Below are 16,118 nucleotides of genomic sequence, written 5' to 3'. Positions count from 1 at the left end.
CAGTTATGTATTACTATAGTTTTAATAAACACGTTTTTATCTCAAATAAAAAATACGATGATTTCCATAGAATATCGGAAGATGAAGCCCGAATCTCAGAAGGATATATATATGCTCTAATGGATTTAGATGCATTAACATCACGAAGGAGTTTTGTAATCACTGACCCATCCCTACTTTATATTGAGTCAGAGGGGGTAGAGCTTTTAAAAGCTGCACCGGAATCTGCGGTTAACGTTCCTTCATGGATTATAGAAAGAATCAATTTCAGAAAAGTAATAGCATTAAACAAAAACTATCCTGGCTGGGAGGATGTTACTAAAACATCCTTTCCCGATAAATGGAGAGTTAACATTGCAGGCCTCGGAGATGTAGGTGGAATGCTTATAACTGGTCTCAGACTTCTTGGAGGGGACTGCATTTCAAGTATAGGTATATATGATATTGACATCAACAAAGTAAACCGCTGGGAAAGGGAAGTCAGCCAGATACTGCCAGCATTTCATAGTGAGCCCATGCCCTCTGTGATCAAAATTGATGAAGACGATATTTTTAACTGTGACATGTTTATATTTTGCGTATCCCGTGGTGTTCCCCCTATAGGTGAGGAAGGCATGGATGTTAGAATGGCACAATTTAAAGGAAATTCTAAAATAATAAATTACTACGCAAAAAAGGCTAGAAATTATGCATTTAAGGGCATATTCGCGGTTGTGTCCGATCCAGTTGATCTCCTGTGCAAGTCGGCGTTTCTATCCAGCAACACCGATAAATCGGGTAAGTTAGATTTTATGGGGCTTGCACCTGATCAAATAAGAGGTTATGGGCTTGGAGTTATGAATGCAAGGGCTGCATATTTTGCACAGAAGGAACCAGAGTTGGAGCACTTCCTGCATGAAGGCAGAGTGTTTGGGCCCCACGGAGATGGATTAATAGTAGCAGACAGCATAAGAAACTACAACCATGAGCTTTCTATTTATCTAACCGAAAAAACGAAAAAAGCCAACCTCGAAATAAGGAAAGCCGGGCACAAACCCTATATTGCACCCGCACTCTCATCCGGAAGCTTATCCCTGTTGGCAACAATACGGGGAGAGTGGCACTACAGTGCTACTTTTCTCGGTGGAGTGTTCATGGGGGCAAAAAATAGATTGACATCAAAGGGAACTGAACTTGAAAGATTAGATATTCCTGATGCTCTATTTGAACGTATTAAGCTTGCCTATGAAACGCTGGCTGGTATTTTATGAATGAAATTTCCTCTAAACCGTATAATATGGAAGCTTCATCCCTTAATATCGTTTGTGCATAATTTATAAAAAATATGGTAACCTTATAAAAGTTACCATATTTTAAATTAAATATTTTTAAAGCTAACTTCCCCAATGTTCCACCATTTCCTATTATCTCTGGCTAAAAGCTCATCTGCCTCCTTAGGTCCCCATTTTCCTGATTCATACTTTGAAATCTCGGTATTCTCGTCATTCCATACCTGTGCAATATTATCAACAAACCTCCAGGAATGCTCCACTTCGTCCCATCTAGTAAATAGAGTGGAATCTCCCCTCATCACATCATATAGAAGCCTTTCATATGCCTCTGGTGAGTTGCTTCCTGCGTGGCAGTTTTGGCAGAAATCCATCTGTACAGGTACAATTATGTTTGAAGTACCAGGACGTTTTGCATTAAACTGTAAAAATATCCCCTCCTGGGGCTGAACTTTAATAACCAGCAGATTAGGCTCCATTATGCCATATTCTTTAAAGTAAAGTATTTCCGGCAGTGGCTTAAATTGAATGACTATCTCAGTGGATTTAGCCGGCATTCTCTTACCCGTTCTAATATAAAATGGAACACCGCTCCATCTAAAATTCTCGACATAGGTTTTAAGGGCTATAAAAGTTTCTGTTTTAGAATCCGGACTTACTCTCTCCTCTTCTCTGTATCCAGGAACCCCTCTTCCTTCAATTTTTCCCGGACCATATTGCCCCCTTACAACGTTTTTCTTTACAAGTTCTGGAGTTAGGACTTGAAGGGACCTCAAAACCTTTACCTTTTCATCCCTTATGGACTCAGTTTCAAGGTTAACAGGAGGTTCCATAGCTGTTAGCGTTAAAAGCTGAAGCATATGATTTTGAACCATATCCCTTAATGCTCCGGCTTTTTCATAATATCCTCCTCTGTTTTCAACCCCTACCATCTCACTTGATGATATCTGAATATTATCTATAAACCTGTTATTCCATATAGGCTCAAAGAATGCATTGGCAAATCTAATAACCATAATGTTTTGAAGCATCTCTTTACCAAGATAGTGATCGATTCTATAGATATCCTTTTCTGCAAATGCTTCATTTATCTTTTGATTTAGAAACTGTGCTGATTTTAAATCCCTTCCAAAGGGCTTTTCTATAACTACCCTTCTCCATGAATTGCTATTGTCAGCCATGCAGTGTTTATGAAGCTTTCCTACAATTGTTTCAAAACTTTCCGGAGCAACGGCAAGATAATAAACTCTGTTTCCATTTGTATTATACTTCTTATCCAATTCATTTAAAAAATCATTAAGCCTGATGTAACCATCATCATCTGAAAAATCCTGTCTGTGGTAGTATATTCTTTCAGAAAGCTCCTTCCATTTTTCATCATCCATTTTAAATCTGGAAAAGGATTTCACCGATTCATATATTTCGTTTCGATATGTTTCAGTTGTTTTTTCTCTTCTTCCAACGGATATCACCGCAAAATTATCCGGAAGTATGCCTTCATACTTTAAGTTATAAAGTGCAGGTATAAGTTTTCTGTGTGTTAAGTCCCCTGTTCCACCAAAAATAACCATAACACATGATAAATTTAGATTAGTACTCAACAATATCACCCTCAATCTACGCCAAGCAGCTTATTTAGTTTCAACAGCATGACCATCGAACTCATTTCTAAGAGCATCAACCACTTTCCCTGAGAAAGTTTCTTCCTGTTCTGATTAGTTTACCATTACATCTATAGGCTTTACCGCAGGAATCATAAGCCATATAGCTTATTTTTCAAATTTTTGAACAAGCTCTTCTACGTTATATGCTACTATTAGCCCCCTTTTCAGCTTTCTTCATCTTTTCCGGCGATCTATTGTAAGCTACTACAATATGCCCATGGTCTCGCATATTAAATCCAAGGCTGAAACCCATACGTCCAAGACCAATGAGTCCAATTTTCATTATTACCATTTCCTCCTAAAAATATTTTAAATATAGTTTTCCTATTAAATATTATGTGTATTCCATTTTATTCGCTAAATGCAAATATTTTTCATTTAATGTTATTTATCATTATATATCCTATTATATCTTAAGTAAAGAAATAAATGTATCAATTTTAGCTAATTTTACTAATTTATCTTAAAATATATAGTAATATAATGAACGAACACAACGGAATAATTCGATACATATACTATGCATCTTCACTAATAAATTGATTGGTAGTTCTATTATACCTGTACCCTATTTTATGGAGTTTCTCCACCAAATCATCAGCATCTACACCAAATTCCTCGCATAGAAGTTCAAGACTGTCAAACTCATCTCTAAGCTTCATGTTAAGCCAGCTAAGCAATATATACGAATCCATAGCAAGAATTGTTTCTCTATCCATTTAATCAACATCTCCTTTTTCCAAATATAACAGCACTACGAAAAAATTATAAATATGATATGTATATATTGAATATACAATTACCATATATCTCTAGTCAACCGGCTTATACAAATAAGAATTTCATTTTATACATCAGGTTCAAGTGGAATGAAATAGTTAAAAACCCGGAAATCCGGGTTTTTAACTATTTATCATCCATTAAATATTCAAAATTCCTTACAATAATAGTTCTGCCTCTCCAGCTAAATGCCCTGTCTCCATATCTTCTTTTAAACTCTTTATTAGAAATAGAATTTAATTCATCATAGTTGAGCTTATAAATTAAATCCTTTTTAAACTCTTCCATGTTTGTATGTTCCTTATTCATGTTATGAGGACAAACCTTCTGGCATATGTCACATCCAAATACAGAATGTCCATTGTTTCTTATACACCCCTTTTCCTCCTCTGAGAGCTCCCCCTTCTTCTGGGTTAGATAGGATACACATCTTCTCGGATCAATCTCAAACCCACCGAGGATTGCTCCTCCAGGACAATTTCTAATACAACTCCCGCATTGTATGCAGGTCCTGTCATGAGGAGTATCAAACTCAAATTCGTAGTCTACCATTAAATAACCAATAAATACGTAGGAACCATATTTATCATTTATTATATGTGTGTTTATTCCCCAAAAGCCAAGCCCGGCAAGGTACGCTAGATATCTATCTACAAGTGGACCTGTATCAACAAAAGCCATATAGTTAAAACCTTCTATGTTTTCTCTAAGAAATTCTCCGATATTTATCAACTTTTCCTTTACAATTAAATGGTAGTCCCTGGCGTATGTATAATTCGATATATTGGTATCGTTGGAATACCCTACATAATACGGGAATAAACATACAATTATAGATTTAACATCCGGCATTGTAATTTCAGGGTATATCCTCTTTTTAAGCTCCTTCTCCTCAAAGCCGGTATAAAACCCCTTGTTGATCCTGTCCTCTAATATCTTTTGAAGTTCCAAGTATGGACCAGGCGATGCAATGCCAACATACTCAATTCCTATACTTTTGCAGAAATTCTTAAGTTTTTCCTTCACCCTTCTCTCCCCATTCGATAAATTAATCCTTTTTTTATTATCTCCATATTAAGTCCTATATATGAAGCTTGCATTTGTTATATTTATAAGTATAATAAAAAAATCAAATATATGGAATAAATTTAGAGCTACACATAAAGTTTTGAGAAGAATAACAATTATCTTTCTATGGGCATATTTAATATAATAGGCTTATATTATTGGTAATTTGAGGTGGATATAGATGAGGATTTTATGGGCTTCAGTGTTAGATTTTAAGCATATAAATGTCCATTTTGATCATTTAGGAGTAGATTTGTCAGAGATTAAAGTAATGAATGGAAGTAATTACTTAAAGGTAGATAGTTTTACTATTTATGGTAACTATATGGATTTTACTTTAAAGGATGAAATCAACATCAAAGATGAATGTTTCATATGCCTGAATGGAAACTGTGTTAAAGCATCCTATAACCCATTGTATAAAAGCAAAACCTTCAATGATAGATATTATTATGATGGCAAACTTGGTGCTTTATACAGCAGGGAGCGCACTGTTTTTAAAGTTTGGTCCCCTGCGGCCTCATCTGTGACGCTTCTACTTTACAAAAATGGCGATCCATCAATACCTGAGGAACCCACAAGAATACCTTTAAAGGAAACCTCAGGTTTATGGAGCATAAGTGTAAATGGAGATTTAAAAAACATGTTCTATACCTATGAAGTGAAAGTTTACGGTAGAATAAACGAAGCAGTGGATCCATATTCGAAGTCTTGTGGAATAAATGGACTAAGGGGTGCAATAGTAGATTTGCTGGAAACCAACCCTGACGGCTGGCAGCAGGATAGATCTCCATATTTTAAAAATTATACCGATGCAATCATATATGAGGCGAGTATAAGGGATATGACTATGCACCCTGACAGCGGCGTACTCAACAAGGGCAAATATCTAGGCCTTACTGAGAAAAACACTGCTTCAAGCGGAGGCGTTTCCACAGCTTTAAGCCATATAAAGGAACTTGGAGTTACACATGTACAATTTATGCCCATATTTGATTTCAGCTATAAGAGCATTGATGAAGTGAATCCTCATTTAAAATATAATTGGGGATATGATCCGCAGAACTGCAATGTGCCTGAGGGAAGCTACTCCACTAACCCCTATGATCCGATATGCAGAATCAAAGAATTAAAACAGCTTATTTATCTCCTCCATAAGGAGGGAATATGTGTAAATATGGACGTTGTATATAACCATATGTATGACAGCATTAATAATAACTTTGAAAAAATTTTTCCTGGATATTATTTTCGTTTTAATGAAAAAAATGAGCTGTTTAACGGAAGCGGATGCGGTAACGATACAGCATCTGAACACAAGATGATGCAAAAGTTCATAGTTGATTCTGTATTATATTGGGCACAGGAGTATCATATAGATGGGTTCAGGTTTGATTTAATGGGGCTTCACGATATAGAAACTATGAATAAAATTAGGGATAAATTGAATACCCTTGAAAGGCCAATAATGCTTTACGGGGAAGGCTGGAATTTAAATACAGGCTTACAGGATGAGGATAAAGCAACCCACTACAATTCATACAGGCTTCCCGGAATAGGATTTTTTAACGACAGCATAAGGGATTCCATAAGAGGAGGAGTATTTAATGCCTCAGAAAAAGGATTTGTAAGTGGAAGGCCTGGCCTAGAAAGCAGAATAAAAGTATCGGTTGTTGGCTGCATTTTTTATAGCGATGATATAAAAGGATTATACACTTCGCCTGTTCAGTCGATTAATTATGTATCTGCCCACGATAACAACACCCTTTGGGATAAGCTTGAAAAATGTGCAGGAGAGTTCAGCCTGGAAGACAAAAAGGCAATGCAGAAACTGTCAAATGCCATAGTATTAACAAGCCAGGGAATCCCCTTCATACATTCAGGAGCAGAGTTTTGCAGGACTAAATACGGTGTAGAAAACAGCTACAACTCTCCTGACAATATCAATTGGATGGACTGGAATAGAAAGCTGGAATTTCTGGATGTTTTTGAATATTATAAAGGGCTTATAGAAATCAGAAAAAATCATCCTGCCTTCAGACTGTCTTCTCCAGAAGCTATTAGAGAGAATGTATCTTTTATCGATAATGTACCACCTAATGTTGTGGCTTTCATGATAAATGGCGATAATGCAGGTGACACATGGAAAAAAATATTTGTCATTTATAATGGAAACATGAATTCTGTATCAATACCTGCTCCAGATGGAATTTGGCATCTTGCCGCCAATAAAAACCAGGCCGGCAATAGGTCAATTAAAGCCATAACAGAAGGCATGATTGAAGTTGAAGGAATAAGCATGAACCTTTTATTTACACTGTAAAACGTCCTCCTGAAATTACAGGAGGACGTTTTACCTTTTTCCTGTATATTCAATCAATTCCCTTCTGAGCCAATCAAGAGCCTGCACAACCGTTCTGTTTCTAATATACTGCCTATCCCCTCCTACAATCCTAAGTTCCTTTGTCTTAACCATACCCTTTAAATACAGTCCAAGATACACAAGTCCAACTGGTTTTTCCTCAGTTCCTCCCGAAGGGCCTGCAATTCCCGTTACTGACATACCTATGTCTGTCCCTGCAGCTTTAGCAATGCCTTCTGCCATCTCGGCTGCCGTCTTACTGCTCACCGCCCCATACTTTTTAAGTGTTTCCTCTTTTACATTAAGCCTTTTCATTTTGGACTCGTTGCTGTATGTTATTACTCCTTCCAGATAAACTGAAGATATCCCAGGGTAATTTATGAGCCTTCCTGCCAAAAGTCCGCCTGTACAGGATTCAGCAGTCGAAATTGTAAGTCCTGAATCTATCAGCATTTTACCAACAACATCTTCAAGAGTTGTTTCATCGATACCGTAAACATGCTCTCCAAGCAAAAGCTCAGTACCAACAGAAAGTATTTCAGCCTTCATATTAATCCTCCCGTACACGTTAAATTACAAATAAATTATATACCCTGTTGCTTATATGGTAAAACAAAATTTATGCCAATACCCGAATGTGTCATTTCACATCGCTAAGACATATTCTATTATAGATTTTAAAACAGGGGTGATACTTGTGGATTTTCTAAATCTTATTCTAGTTGCTATAGCTGTCAGCATTGATGGATTCTGGGGCGGGTTTGCATTTGGCCTTAGAAAAATTAAAATAACTCCTATCTCACTTATAATAATATCATCATGGTCGGTACTATGCACTCTGATTGCAATGGTTATAGGATATAACCTTAAAAACATTATATCCATCAAAGCTGCAAAATATATAGGTGCTGCTCTCCTATTTTTATTAGGTCTTTTCACTTTCATATCTGAATATAAAGAGTCTAGAAACAGAAGTAATATCAATAATGGCAATATAAAATTTAAGATAAAAGATTTAATAAAAGTATTAGGGGACCCTATCCTTGCAGATTTCGATAAAAAAAATGATATAAAACCTATAGAAGGCTCTATACTTGGCCTTGCTGTTGCGATGGATGCATCAATTGCAGCCTTTACCCTTTCACTTATGGGCTTTAATCCTTTTATAACTCCGTTTTTATTTGGATTGACCCATTTCATTCTAATAGGTCTTGGAAACATACTTGCAAGGCAAAATCTGATTAAAACAATTGGCGAAAAAATTTCCATACTTCCAGGCATGATACTGATAATCCTTGCACTGCTTCGTCTTGTCTAAAGAAAGAGCTGTGGCAGAAGTATCCATATACTCCTGCCACAGCTCTCCTATTCATCAACATATTCAAGGAATATACCCTTTTGAAATCCTCCCTTTTCTATAAGTTTTTTTCTTCTAAATTCCTCAAATTCAAAAAGGCTGATTCCCTTTGATTTTAAGATTCCATATATAACTTCTATTATATCCACAAGTTCTTCTATGCTGCCGCTTTTCTTATATTCCTCAAGCTCCTCGCAGAGCTTTTCATTTAACGATTTTAAGAGTCTGTCACCGGATAATATCTTTGTTTTATACTGTTTACCCTCCGCTTCAATGATATTAGGAATCCTGTCCCTTATTATCTTATAGTATTCTTTTCTCATCGACATCACTCCATATAGATAGTTTTAAAAATGTAATGCGGTATTATACAGAAATATTTTTTTCAATATTTGGATATTCATTTTTAATATTAAGGACTTTGCCATAAATCCCACACCCGGTATAATAAAAAACACAAATAGTGCTGAAATTCTCAACCTATTTTTAAAATAGATTATATTATATTGTACATAATTATACAACATACCATTATAATATTTGATATAATGATTACGGAGGGAAAAGTATGAAAAGAGTTTATTTAGATAATGCTGCAACTTCATATCCTAAAGCACCGGGAGTTGCACAGGCTGTTTATAATTACATAGAAAACATCGGCGGAAACGTCGGAAGAGGGACTTATAAAAATGCATATTCTGCAGGCCAGATGGTTTATGAAACCAGAGAACTAATATGTAATTTATTTAACTTCGACAATCCTCTGAATTGTGTTTTTACTTCCAATATAACTCAAAGCCTTAATATACTATTAAAAGGTTTTTTAAAAAATGGTGATCACGTAATAGTATCATCAATGGAACATAACGCAGTTATGAGGCCGCTCAATTCATTAAAAAAATCAGGTGTTGAATTTGACAGGATCATATGCCGCCAGGATGGAACATTAAATCCTGAGGATATTAAAGAAAAAATTAAGCCCAACACAAAGCTTGTTGTAATGACACATGCCTCAAACGTCTGCGGCACTATCCTCCCGGTTGAAGAGGTAGGAAAAATATGCAGAAGGCATAACATACATTTTATTCTGGATTCCGCCCAGAGCGCCGGGTTCCTTGATGTTGATTTTAAAAAATTGAATCTTAGTGCGCTGGCATTCACAGGACACAAGGGCCTTCTCGGTCCTCAGGGAATAGGTGGATTTCTTATAGACAGCGACTTTGTAAAAGAAGTATCAACTTTAAGTGAAGGAGGTACCGGCAGCCTGTCAGAATCGGAGCTTCAACCTGACTATATGCCAGACAAATTCGAATCCGGTACACTAAATATTCCTGGCATTTATGGACTAAATGCCGCACTTAAATATTTAAGCAGCACTGGTATTCAAAATATAAGAAAAATTGAACAGGAGCTTACTGAAGAATTTATAAAGGAAGTTTTAAACATAAAGGGCGTTAAACTCATAGGCCTTCGGGGCATAGAAGGTAGGACTTCTGTAGTTTCTCTTGATTTTGTAGGAAACGATAATGCCGAGGCGTCCTATATTCTTGATAACGAGTTTGGAATAATGACAAGGGTGGGGCTCCACTGCGCACCAAGCGCCCATAAAACACTGGGAACATTTCCAGAGGGCACAGTAAGGTTCAGTTTTGGACACTTTAATACAATGGATGAAGTAAAATATACTGTTGAAAGTATATATAAAACAATAAAAATGCTTTAGCATAGTATTTTTATTGATATTTTAAAGTTAAAATAAATAATATATGTTATATAACGTTATAAGCGATTAAAATATCCTTAAAAATACTTAATAAAAAATATTATTTAGACAAAAATACTATTTTATTTTAAAATAATAATATATATATGTTTTAAATTGAAGGAGAGGGAATATGCAGATAATATTTTTTATCATAATTTCTTACATTGTTGGCTCTATTCCTACAGCGCTCATAATAGGTTTGAAATTCTTCAATAAGGACATCAGAAACTATGGTTCTAAAAATTTAGGAGGAACCAATGCCGGAAGAGTGCTTGGTAAAACAGTGGGAATTGTTGTTTCAGCAATCGATGTTGCCAAGGTATTTGTGCCTGCTTACATAGCCAAAAGATATATAGGAATCAATGGTGCTGCAATAGCTGGTTTCTTTGGAATGATTGGGCACTGCTACCCTCTGTTCGCTCAATTTAAAGGCGGCAAGGCAGTATCATCCTTCTTCGGAATAGTTCTTGCTATAAATTTAACTATAGCAGCGATCCTCGCAACGCTATGGTTTATTCTAAGATATATAACAAATTATGTTTCTGTTGCTTCCATGATATCAGGCTTTGTGGCTTCATTTATGTTTCTTTTTACCTATGGCTTTTCAATACCATTTTATGTGCTCTTTATGAGTGCGATATTCGTTGTTTACAGACACAAATCAAACATTGAAAGGCTTATAAAAGGTACTGAAAATAAGTTCAGAAACAAATGATGTTGATTTTTATTTCTTCATATTGTATAATAACTAAAAATAAATATTGAAATTCTATGACGAGGACAAGTAGCTAAAGGATTTCCCTCCAGCGAGCAGGGTCTGGTGGAAGCCTGCAGGGATATTTTAGTGAATAGAACCTCTGAGAAGCCGCTGGAACATGTTTGGTTTTAGTTTACCATTCATAAGTATAGCGTGCCCCTTATACAGGGTTATAAATTTGAGTGAGCCATAGGCTAACTAGAGTGGTACCGCGGAATTTCCGTCTCTTGCTTTGTAGAGACGGTTTTTTTATTTACAATAGAGTAATATTATTCTAAATAGGAGGGGTAGATATGGATTTTAAAACTTTAATAAGCAACCGTATAAGTGAAAAGGTTAACATTCCAGTCAAAGATATTGAAAAAATGATTGAAATTCCTCCAAAACCTGAAATGGGTGATTTTGCCTTTCCATGCTTTCAGCTTGCAAAAACAATGAGAAAGGCGCCTAATCTTATTGCTCAGGAACTTAAAAACTCCATAGACAGTCAGGGCTTTGAGAAAATTGAAACTGTTGGTGCATACCTTAACTTTTTTGTTGATAAAGGTATTCTAAGTAGCAGCACTATTGAGAAAATATTAAGTGAAGGTAAAAGCTACGGAAACTCCAATATTGGAGAAGGCAAAAATGTTATAGTGGAATTTTCTTCACCCAACATTGCAAAGCCTTTCCATGTTGGTCATCTTTGCTCTACCGCAATTGGCAACGCTCTTTACAAAATTATATCCTCCCAGGGCTATAATACTATAGCTATTAACCACCTTGGCGACTGGGGTACTCAATTTGGAAAGCTTATAGCTGCCTTTAAGTGGGTTGATGAAGAAGCCCTTGAAAAGGAACCTATTAAAGAACTTCTCAGAATTTATGTTAAATTTCATGAGGAAGCGGAAAAGGATCCATCACTTGAGGACCTTGGAAGGCTTCACTTTAAACGTCTTGAAGACGGATGCGAGGAGGAAACTTCTCTCTGGCAGAAGATAAAGGATGTAAGCCTGAAGGAATTTAACCGAATATATGATATGCTAAATGTAAAGTTTGACTCCTTTGCAGGCGAGAGCTTCTATTCGGATAAGATGGATGAAGTTGTTGAAATTCTTGAGGACAAGGGTCTGTTAACTGAAAGCAAAGGTGCACTCGTAGTAAACTTGGATGAATACAACATGCCTCCATGCATTATTAAAAAATCCGATGGCGCAACGATATACGCAACAAGGGATTTGGCCGCAGCAATTTATAGAAAAAGAACCTATGACTTTTACAAAAATATATACGTTGTAGGTTCTGATCAATCACTTCATTTTAGGCAAATATTTGCGACCTTAAAGCTTGCAGGCTTCGACTGGGCTGATGACTGCGTTCATGTAGCCTTCGGACTCGTTAAATTTGCAGACAAGAAGCTTTCAACTCGAAAAGGAGACGTTATTTTCCTTGAGGACCTCCTTAACGAAGGCATTTCCCGTGCAAGGGCAGCTATTGAAGAAAAAAATCCAAGCCTCGAGAATAAGGAAGATGTTGCAAAAAAAGTTGGCATAGGTGCGGTTATTTTTACTTATCTTAAGAATAATCGAGAAAGGGATATAGTATTTAACTGGGATGACATATTAAGCTTCGATGGGGAAACAGGGCCTTACATTCAATACAGCTATGCACGTGGTAGAAGCATTCTTGGAAAAGCCACTGGCTTTAGCGGCACCCCTGATTACAACAAATTAAATTCAAAAGAGGAATTTGAACTTGTAAAACTTCTCGGAGGTTTAAATGATGCTATACTTTCAGCTATTGACAAATATGAACCTTCAATACTTTCAAGATATATTATAGATGTTGCAAAGGCTTTCAATAAGTTCTACAACCTCTATCCTATAATAAGCTGTGAGGATGTGGGGTTAAAGGCTGCAAGATTAAAACTGGTTGAATCAACAACTATTGTTATCAAAAAAGTCCTTTCACTTCTTGGAATTGACGTTGTTGAGAAAATGTAGTGTTAGGAATGGTCCAGAAAAAAATTCTGGACCATTCCTTTTAGTAAAATTGGTATAACAAGTTACATCGGAAACTGGATATGATAATGCCGAATCGATTACCTTTATTTAATATTTCCTTAAATGAAAAAATTTGATACAATATACTAAGGAAAGGAGCGTGGGGGAGTATGCTAGTTAAAGATTGGAAAGAATTTTTAATCCCTTACGAACAGGCCGTTGAGGAGCTTAAAATCAAATTTAAAAGCATAAGAAAACAATATAGAAGCAAAAACGAATACAGCCCAATTGAATTTGTTACTGGAAGAGTAAAGGAGATTTCGAGTATTCTTGAAAAGGCTAAAAAACTCGACATCCCATTGAATAAGGTTGCCAACGACATGGAGGATATTGCAGGAATAAGAATAATGTGCCAATTCGTTGAGGATATTTATAAGGTTGCACAGATAATACACCAACGCGACGGTAAAGATTTAAAAATTGTATATGAAAAGGACTATGTAAAAAACAATAAGGAAAGTGGTTATAGAAGCTATCATATAATAATTAAATATCCTGTACAAACAGCTTCAGGTGAGGTTGAGGTACTTGCGGAAATTCAGATAAGGACTCTTGCAATGAACTTCTGGGCAACAATAGAACATTCTTTAAACTATAAGTATAAACAGGACATTCCAGAACATATAAAGGAAAGGCTAAAGAGAGCTGCTGAATTAGCTTTCCTCCTGGATGAAGAGATGTCGGAGATAAAGGAAGAAATAATTGAGGCCCAAAAGCTTTTTGAGGTTAAGTCAAATATTATATCCGATATTCTTGATAACATTATTGCTTTATATTCCCTTGGAAAAATATCTGAATCCAGCGATATTCAGGATAAATTTAACAAATTGCTTGAGGGTGCAAATATAACTGAACTTAAAGCCCTGCTGGATGAATCAAATGAAAAGGTTCAACAGTACAGGCTACAGCTTTTCCAGCTTGACTGATAAATATGAATTAAAGAAATAAAGAGAATTATTTATGCAAAAATCAGAAGGAGCTATACCTTCTGATTTTTTCTTGACTTCTTTTAAATCTTTAAAATTTTCATACATTAAAAATTAAACTTACATATTTTGTTAGCGAGAAATAAAACGCATATCATTGCTGTAGTTAATAACTTGAATTTTTTGTATAATTATATGGGGAGATGATTTAAATGCAGCAATACAGAGACAAATTTTTCTATATTTTATTAATAGTAGTAATAGTTTTTATAATTTTATTTTCTAATCTTGGTCAAAACTTTAAAAACGATATAACATCCTCGAATAACATAATTAATCACATAGACACCTTTAAAAATGCCTGGGATAATAACAAGCAGTATCAGGGATATTTAGATGCATCCAGGGATTACATAATGAGTTTTTTTGCTGACTATAACATTAAGCCTCTAAAAGATTCTGATTATATAGAAGAATGGTCGTCAAACCTTCCTTCCTTCAAATATCCTTCAAGCCTCGAAGTATTATCTAAATCTAAATATGGGCGTATAGTAAAAAGCTATAAATACGGTGAAGACTTCTTTGAAGATTTTAGAGGGTCAATTAAACCCGGGATTTTCACAGCCAGCGGTGTTTATATTAAGTCCCTAGACTCTGAAACTAATTTATCAGATAAAATACTGCTGTTTGATGGATATGCCAACAAGTCACCAGATGAAATTATAAATATTGATTCAAAAATTAGGTCGCTTGGTGCCGCTGCCGTTATATCACCTTCATATTCCAACGAATTAAAATCACAGTCAGGGCTATATGATGATAAAAGCAGCTTAGTAGATGGAAATTTAATAAAGTTAATCGTCTCCCAACAGACTTTTAACGAGCTAAAAAAATTCAGTAAAGATAATTATATTATTAAAATCAAATCTGGTGGCGAAATAAAACCAACTAAACTTAGAAACATATATGGATTTATAAAAGGAAAAAACTCAAGCTATAAACCTTTGATTCTTGTTTCTTTTTATGACGGCATTTACAATACTCCGGGATACAACAATCTTGAATTTGAAAGATATGTAACTGCTCCTTCCGTTCTTCTGGATACCATAAGAGCAGTAAAATACCAGAGGACTAAAGTTCCAGACAGATCTATTGTATTTGCTTTTATCTCAGGTTATATGTATAATAAACAGGGACTTGAACGACTATTCAGCAGAAACTTGGAAGGTGATATATTAATACTCGATGGTCTTGGTTCCGGGGATACAAATTTTATTTCCTACAGCAAGCCTTCAAAATATCTTGGTGATTCAGTTGAATATTATCTGCATAAAAACAATTTTAAAGTAACTTCCAAAAGCGTTATAAACAGCTCTGGTTTTAACTTTTTATATCTGACAACCAGTAGTTTAAAAGGAAGTGTAATGGATTATCAGCGTCTTTATCGTTCTGGGAAATTTCTTCTATCCCTTACTGGTGGAGAATGTTACAACATAGATTTTCTTTCCGGAAATATTGCAGCATTCAGATCATTTAAGCGATTTATAAAGGATAATTCCGTAATTCTATCCCTGTTTACAATGATCTTTCTTATTTTCATTGTTTTCAAGGATTCTAATAAAAAATATCATTGACAATTTTTATTAACTCCAATAAACTGTTAGTAAATAATAATTATCTCTTTAAGGATGGTGTTCATATGGAACAATTGAACTCATTGTTCAAAGAAAAAAGCTTAAAAGTAACTCCTCAGCGATATGCCATTTATAAGTATTTAAAATCCACTAAATCTCATCCATCAGCAGAAACTATATATGAAGATCTTAAAGTAAATTATCCTACCATGAGCCTTGCTACTGTATATAAAACCTTAAGAACACTTATTGAAATCGGTCTTGTTAAGGAAATAAATGTAGGTGAAGATAATTTTAGATATGATGCTAATGTGGATACACATCCACATTTAATATGTAGATCATGCAGTAGAGTGGATGATATAGAGAACTATAATTTCACCTTCATTAACGAGGAAGCTCAAAAGTTAACCGATTATATAATTGAAGACAGCAAGCTGTTCTTCTATGGGATTTGTCCTGAATGTCAAAAGGAAGGAAGATGATCTTCCTTCC

The 16,118-nt window shown here is 35.3% G+C and carries 14 protein-coding genes, 1 pseudogene and 1 other annotated feature; of the genes and pseudogenes, 9 read left to right on the top strand and 6 right to left on the bottom strand.

Features of this window, described 5'->3' with window-relative positions; genetic code table 11:
• The first annotated feature begins 5 nt into the window (after positions 1–5).
• On the top strand, positions 6–1,250 hold the full coding sequence (locus EDD71_RS06305) for a lactate/malate family dehydrogenase (protein WP_133627903.1): 1,245 nt from the start codon (positions 6–8) through the stop codon (positions 1,248–1,250).
• 107 nt (positions 1,251–1,357) lie between these two features.
• On the opposite strand, the gene zwf is transcribed toward EDD71_RS06305, so the two are convergent.
• The 4 genes from zwf to queG all read right to left on the bottom strand — a co-directional run bounded on the left by zwf (position 1,358) and on the right by queG (position 4,738).
• Positions 1,358–2,839: a glucose-6-phosphate dehydrogenase gene (gene zwf / locus EDD71_RS06300; protein WP_133627902.1), complete on the bottom strand. Its 1,482-nt coding sequence runs from the start codon at positions 2,837–2,839 to the stop codon at positions 1,358–1,360.
• Between the two features lie 232 nt (positions 2,840–3,071).
• The gene (locus tag EDD71_RS06295; protein ID WP_207669295.1) at positions 3,072–3,215 is read right to left on the bottom strand and encodes an NAD(P)-binding domain-containing protein; all 144 of its coding nucleotides are present in this window, start codon (positions 3,213–3,215) and stop codon (positions 3,072–3,074) included.
• 235 nt (positions 3,216–3,450) lie between these two features.
• On the bottom strand, positions 3,451–3,651 hold the full coding sequence (locus EDD71_RS06290; protein WP_133627901.1) for a DUF4250 domain-containing protein: 201 nt from the start codon (positions 3,649–3,651) through the stop codon (positions 3,451–3,453).
• A gap of 187 nt (positions 3,652–3,838) precedes the next feature.
• Entirely contained in the window at positions 3,839–4,738 is a 900-nt protein-coding gene (gene queG / locus EDD71_RS06285; protein ID WP_133627900.1) for a tRNA epoxyqueuosine(34) reductase QueG, read from the bottom strand.
• Between the two features lie 223 nt (positions 4,739–4,961).
• Here queG and pulA point away from each other — a divergent pair, with 223 nt between their 5' ends.
• Positions 4,962–7,103 (top strand): type I pullulanase, encoded by a 2,142-nt coding sequence (gene pulA / locus EDD71_RS06280; RefSeq protein ID WP_133627899.1) that lies wholly within the window; start codon positions 4,962–4,964, stop codon positions 7,101–7,103.
• 30 nt (positions 7,104–7,133) lie between these two features.
• On the opposite strand, the pseudogene EDD71_RS06275 reads toward pulA, so the two are convergent.
• Positions 7,134–7,700 (bottom strand): annotated as a pseudogene (locus EDD71_RS06275) (nicotinamide-nucleotide amidohydrolase family protein); the annotation flags it as partial.
• A 79-nt stretch (positions 7,701–7,779) separates the two neighbouring features.
• On the opposite strand from EDD71_RS06275, the gene EDD71_RS06270 reads away from it, so the two are divergent.
• Entirely contained in the window at positions 7,780–8,460 is a 681-nt protein-coding gene (locus tag EDD71_RS06270) for a manganese efflux pump (protein WP_166636362.1), read from the top strand.
• Between the two features lie 47 nt (positions 8,461–8,507).
• Here the strand turns inward: EDD71_RS06270 and EDD71_RS06265 are convergent, their stop codons facing one another.
• The gene (locus tag EDD71_RS06265; protein WP_133627896.1) at positions 8,508–8,822 is read right to left on the bottom strand and encodes a nucleoside triphosphate pyrophosphohydrolase; all 315 of its coding nucleotides are present in this window, start codon (positions 8,820–8,822) and stop codon (positions 8,508–8,510) included.
• A gap of 245 nt (positions 8,823–9,067) precedes the next feature.
• Between EDD71_RS06265 and EDD71_RS06260 the strand changes: the two genes are divergently transcribed.
• The 6 genes from EDD71_RS06260 (at position 9,068) to perR (ending at position 16,108) form a co-directional block, all read left to right on the top strand.
• Positions 9,068–10,222: an aminotransferase class V-fold PLP-dependent enzyme gene (locus tag EDD71_RS06260; RefSeq protein WP_133627895.1), complete on the top strand. Its 1,155-nt coding sequence runs from the start codon at positions 9,068–9,070 to the stop codon at positions 10,220–10,222.
• 172 nt (positions 10,223–10,394) lie between these two features.
• Positions 10,395–10,979 carry a glycerol-3-phosphate 1-O-acyltransferase PlsY gene (gene plsY, locus EDD71_RS06255; protein ID WP_133627894.1) on the top strand — a complete coding sequence of 195 codons (585 nt, stop codon included), beginning with the start codon at positions 10,395–10,397 and terminating at the stop codon, positions 10,977–10,979.
• Between the two features lie 47 nt (positions 10,980–11,026).
• Positions 11,027–11,252: a binding site (T-box leader), on the top strand.
• A gap of 62 nt (positions 11,253–11,314) precedes the next feature.
• Positions 11,315–13,003 (top strand): arginine--tRNA ligase, encoded by a 1,689-nt coding sequence (gene argS / locus EDD71_RS06250; protein ID WP_133627893.1) that lies wholly within the window; start codon positions 11,315–11,317, stop codon positions 13,001–13,003.
• A gap of 170 nt (positions 13,004–13,173) precedes the next feature.
• Entirely contained in the window at positions 13,174–13,989 is an 816-nt protein-coding gene (yjbM, locus tag EDD71_RS06245) for a GTP diphosphokinase (RefSeq protein WP_133627892.1), read from the top strand.
• Between the two features lie 212 nt (positions 13,990–14,201).
• Positions 14,202–15,623, top strand: a complete 1,422-nt coding sequence (locus EDD71_RS06240) for a zinc-binding metallopeptidase family protein (RefSeq protein WP_133627891.1) — start codon at positions 14,202–14,204, stop codon at positions 15,621–15,623.
• 65 nt (positions 15,624–15,688) lie between these two features.
• On the top strand, positions 15,689–16,108 hold the full coding sequence (perR, locus tag EDD71_RS06235) for a transcriptional regulator PerR (RefSeq protein WP_133627890.1): 420 nt from the start codon (positions 15,689–15,691) through the stop codon (positions 16,106–16,108).
• Positions 16,109–16,118: the final 10 nt, after the last annotated feature.

It is taken from the genome of Fonticella tunisiensis (assembly GCF_004364155.1).
Classification (GTDB): Bacteria; Bacillota; Clostridia; order Clostridiales; family Caloramatoraceae; genus Fonticella; species Fonticella tunisiensis.
The sequence above is the reverse complement of the archived record's forward strand: the minus strand, read 5'-3'. Positions and strand labels throughout refer to the sequence as shown.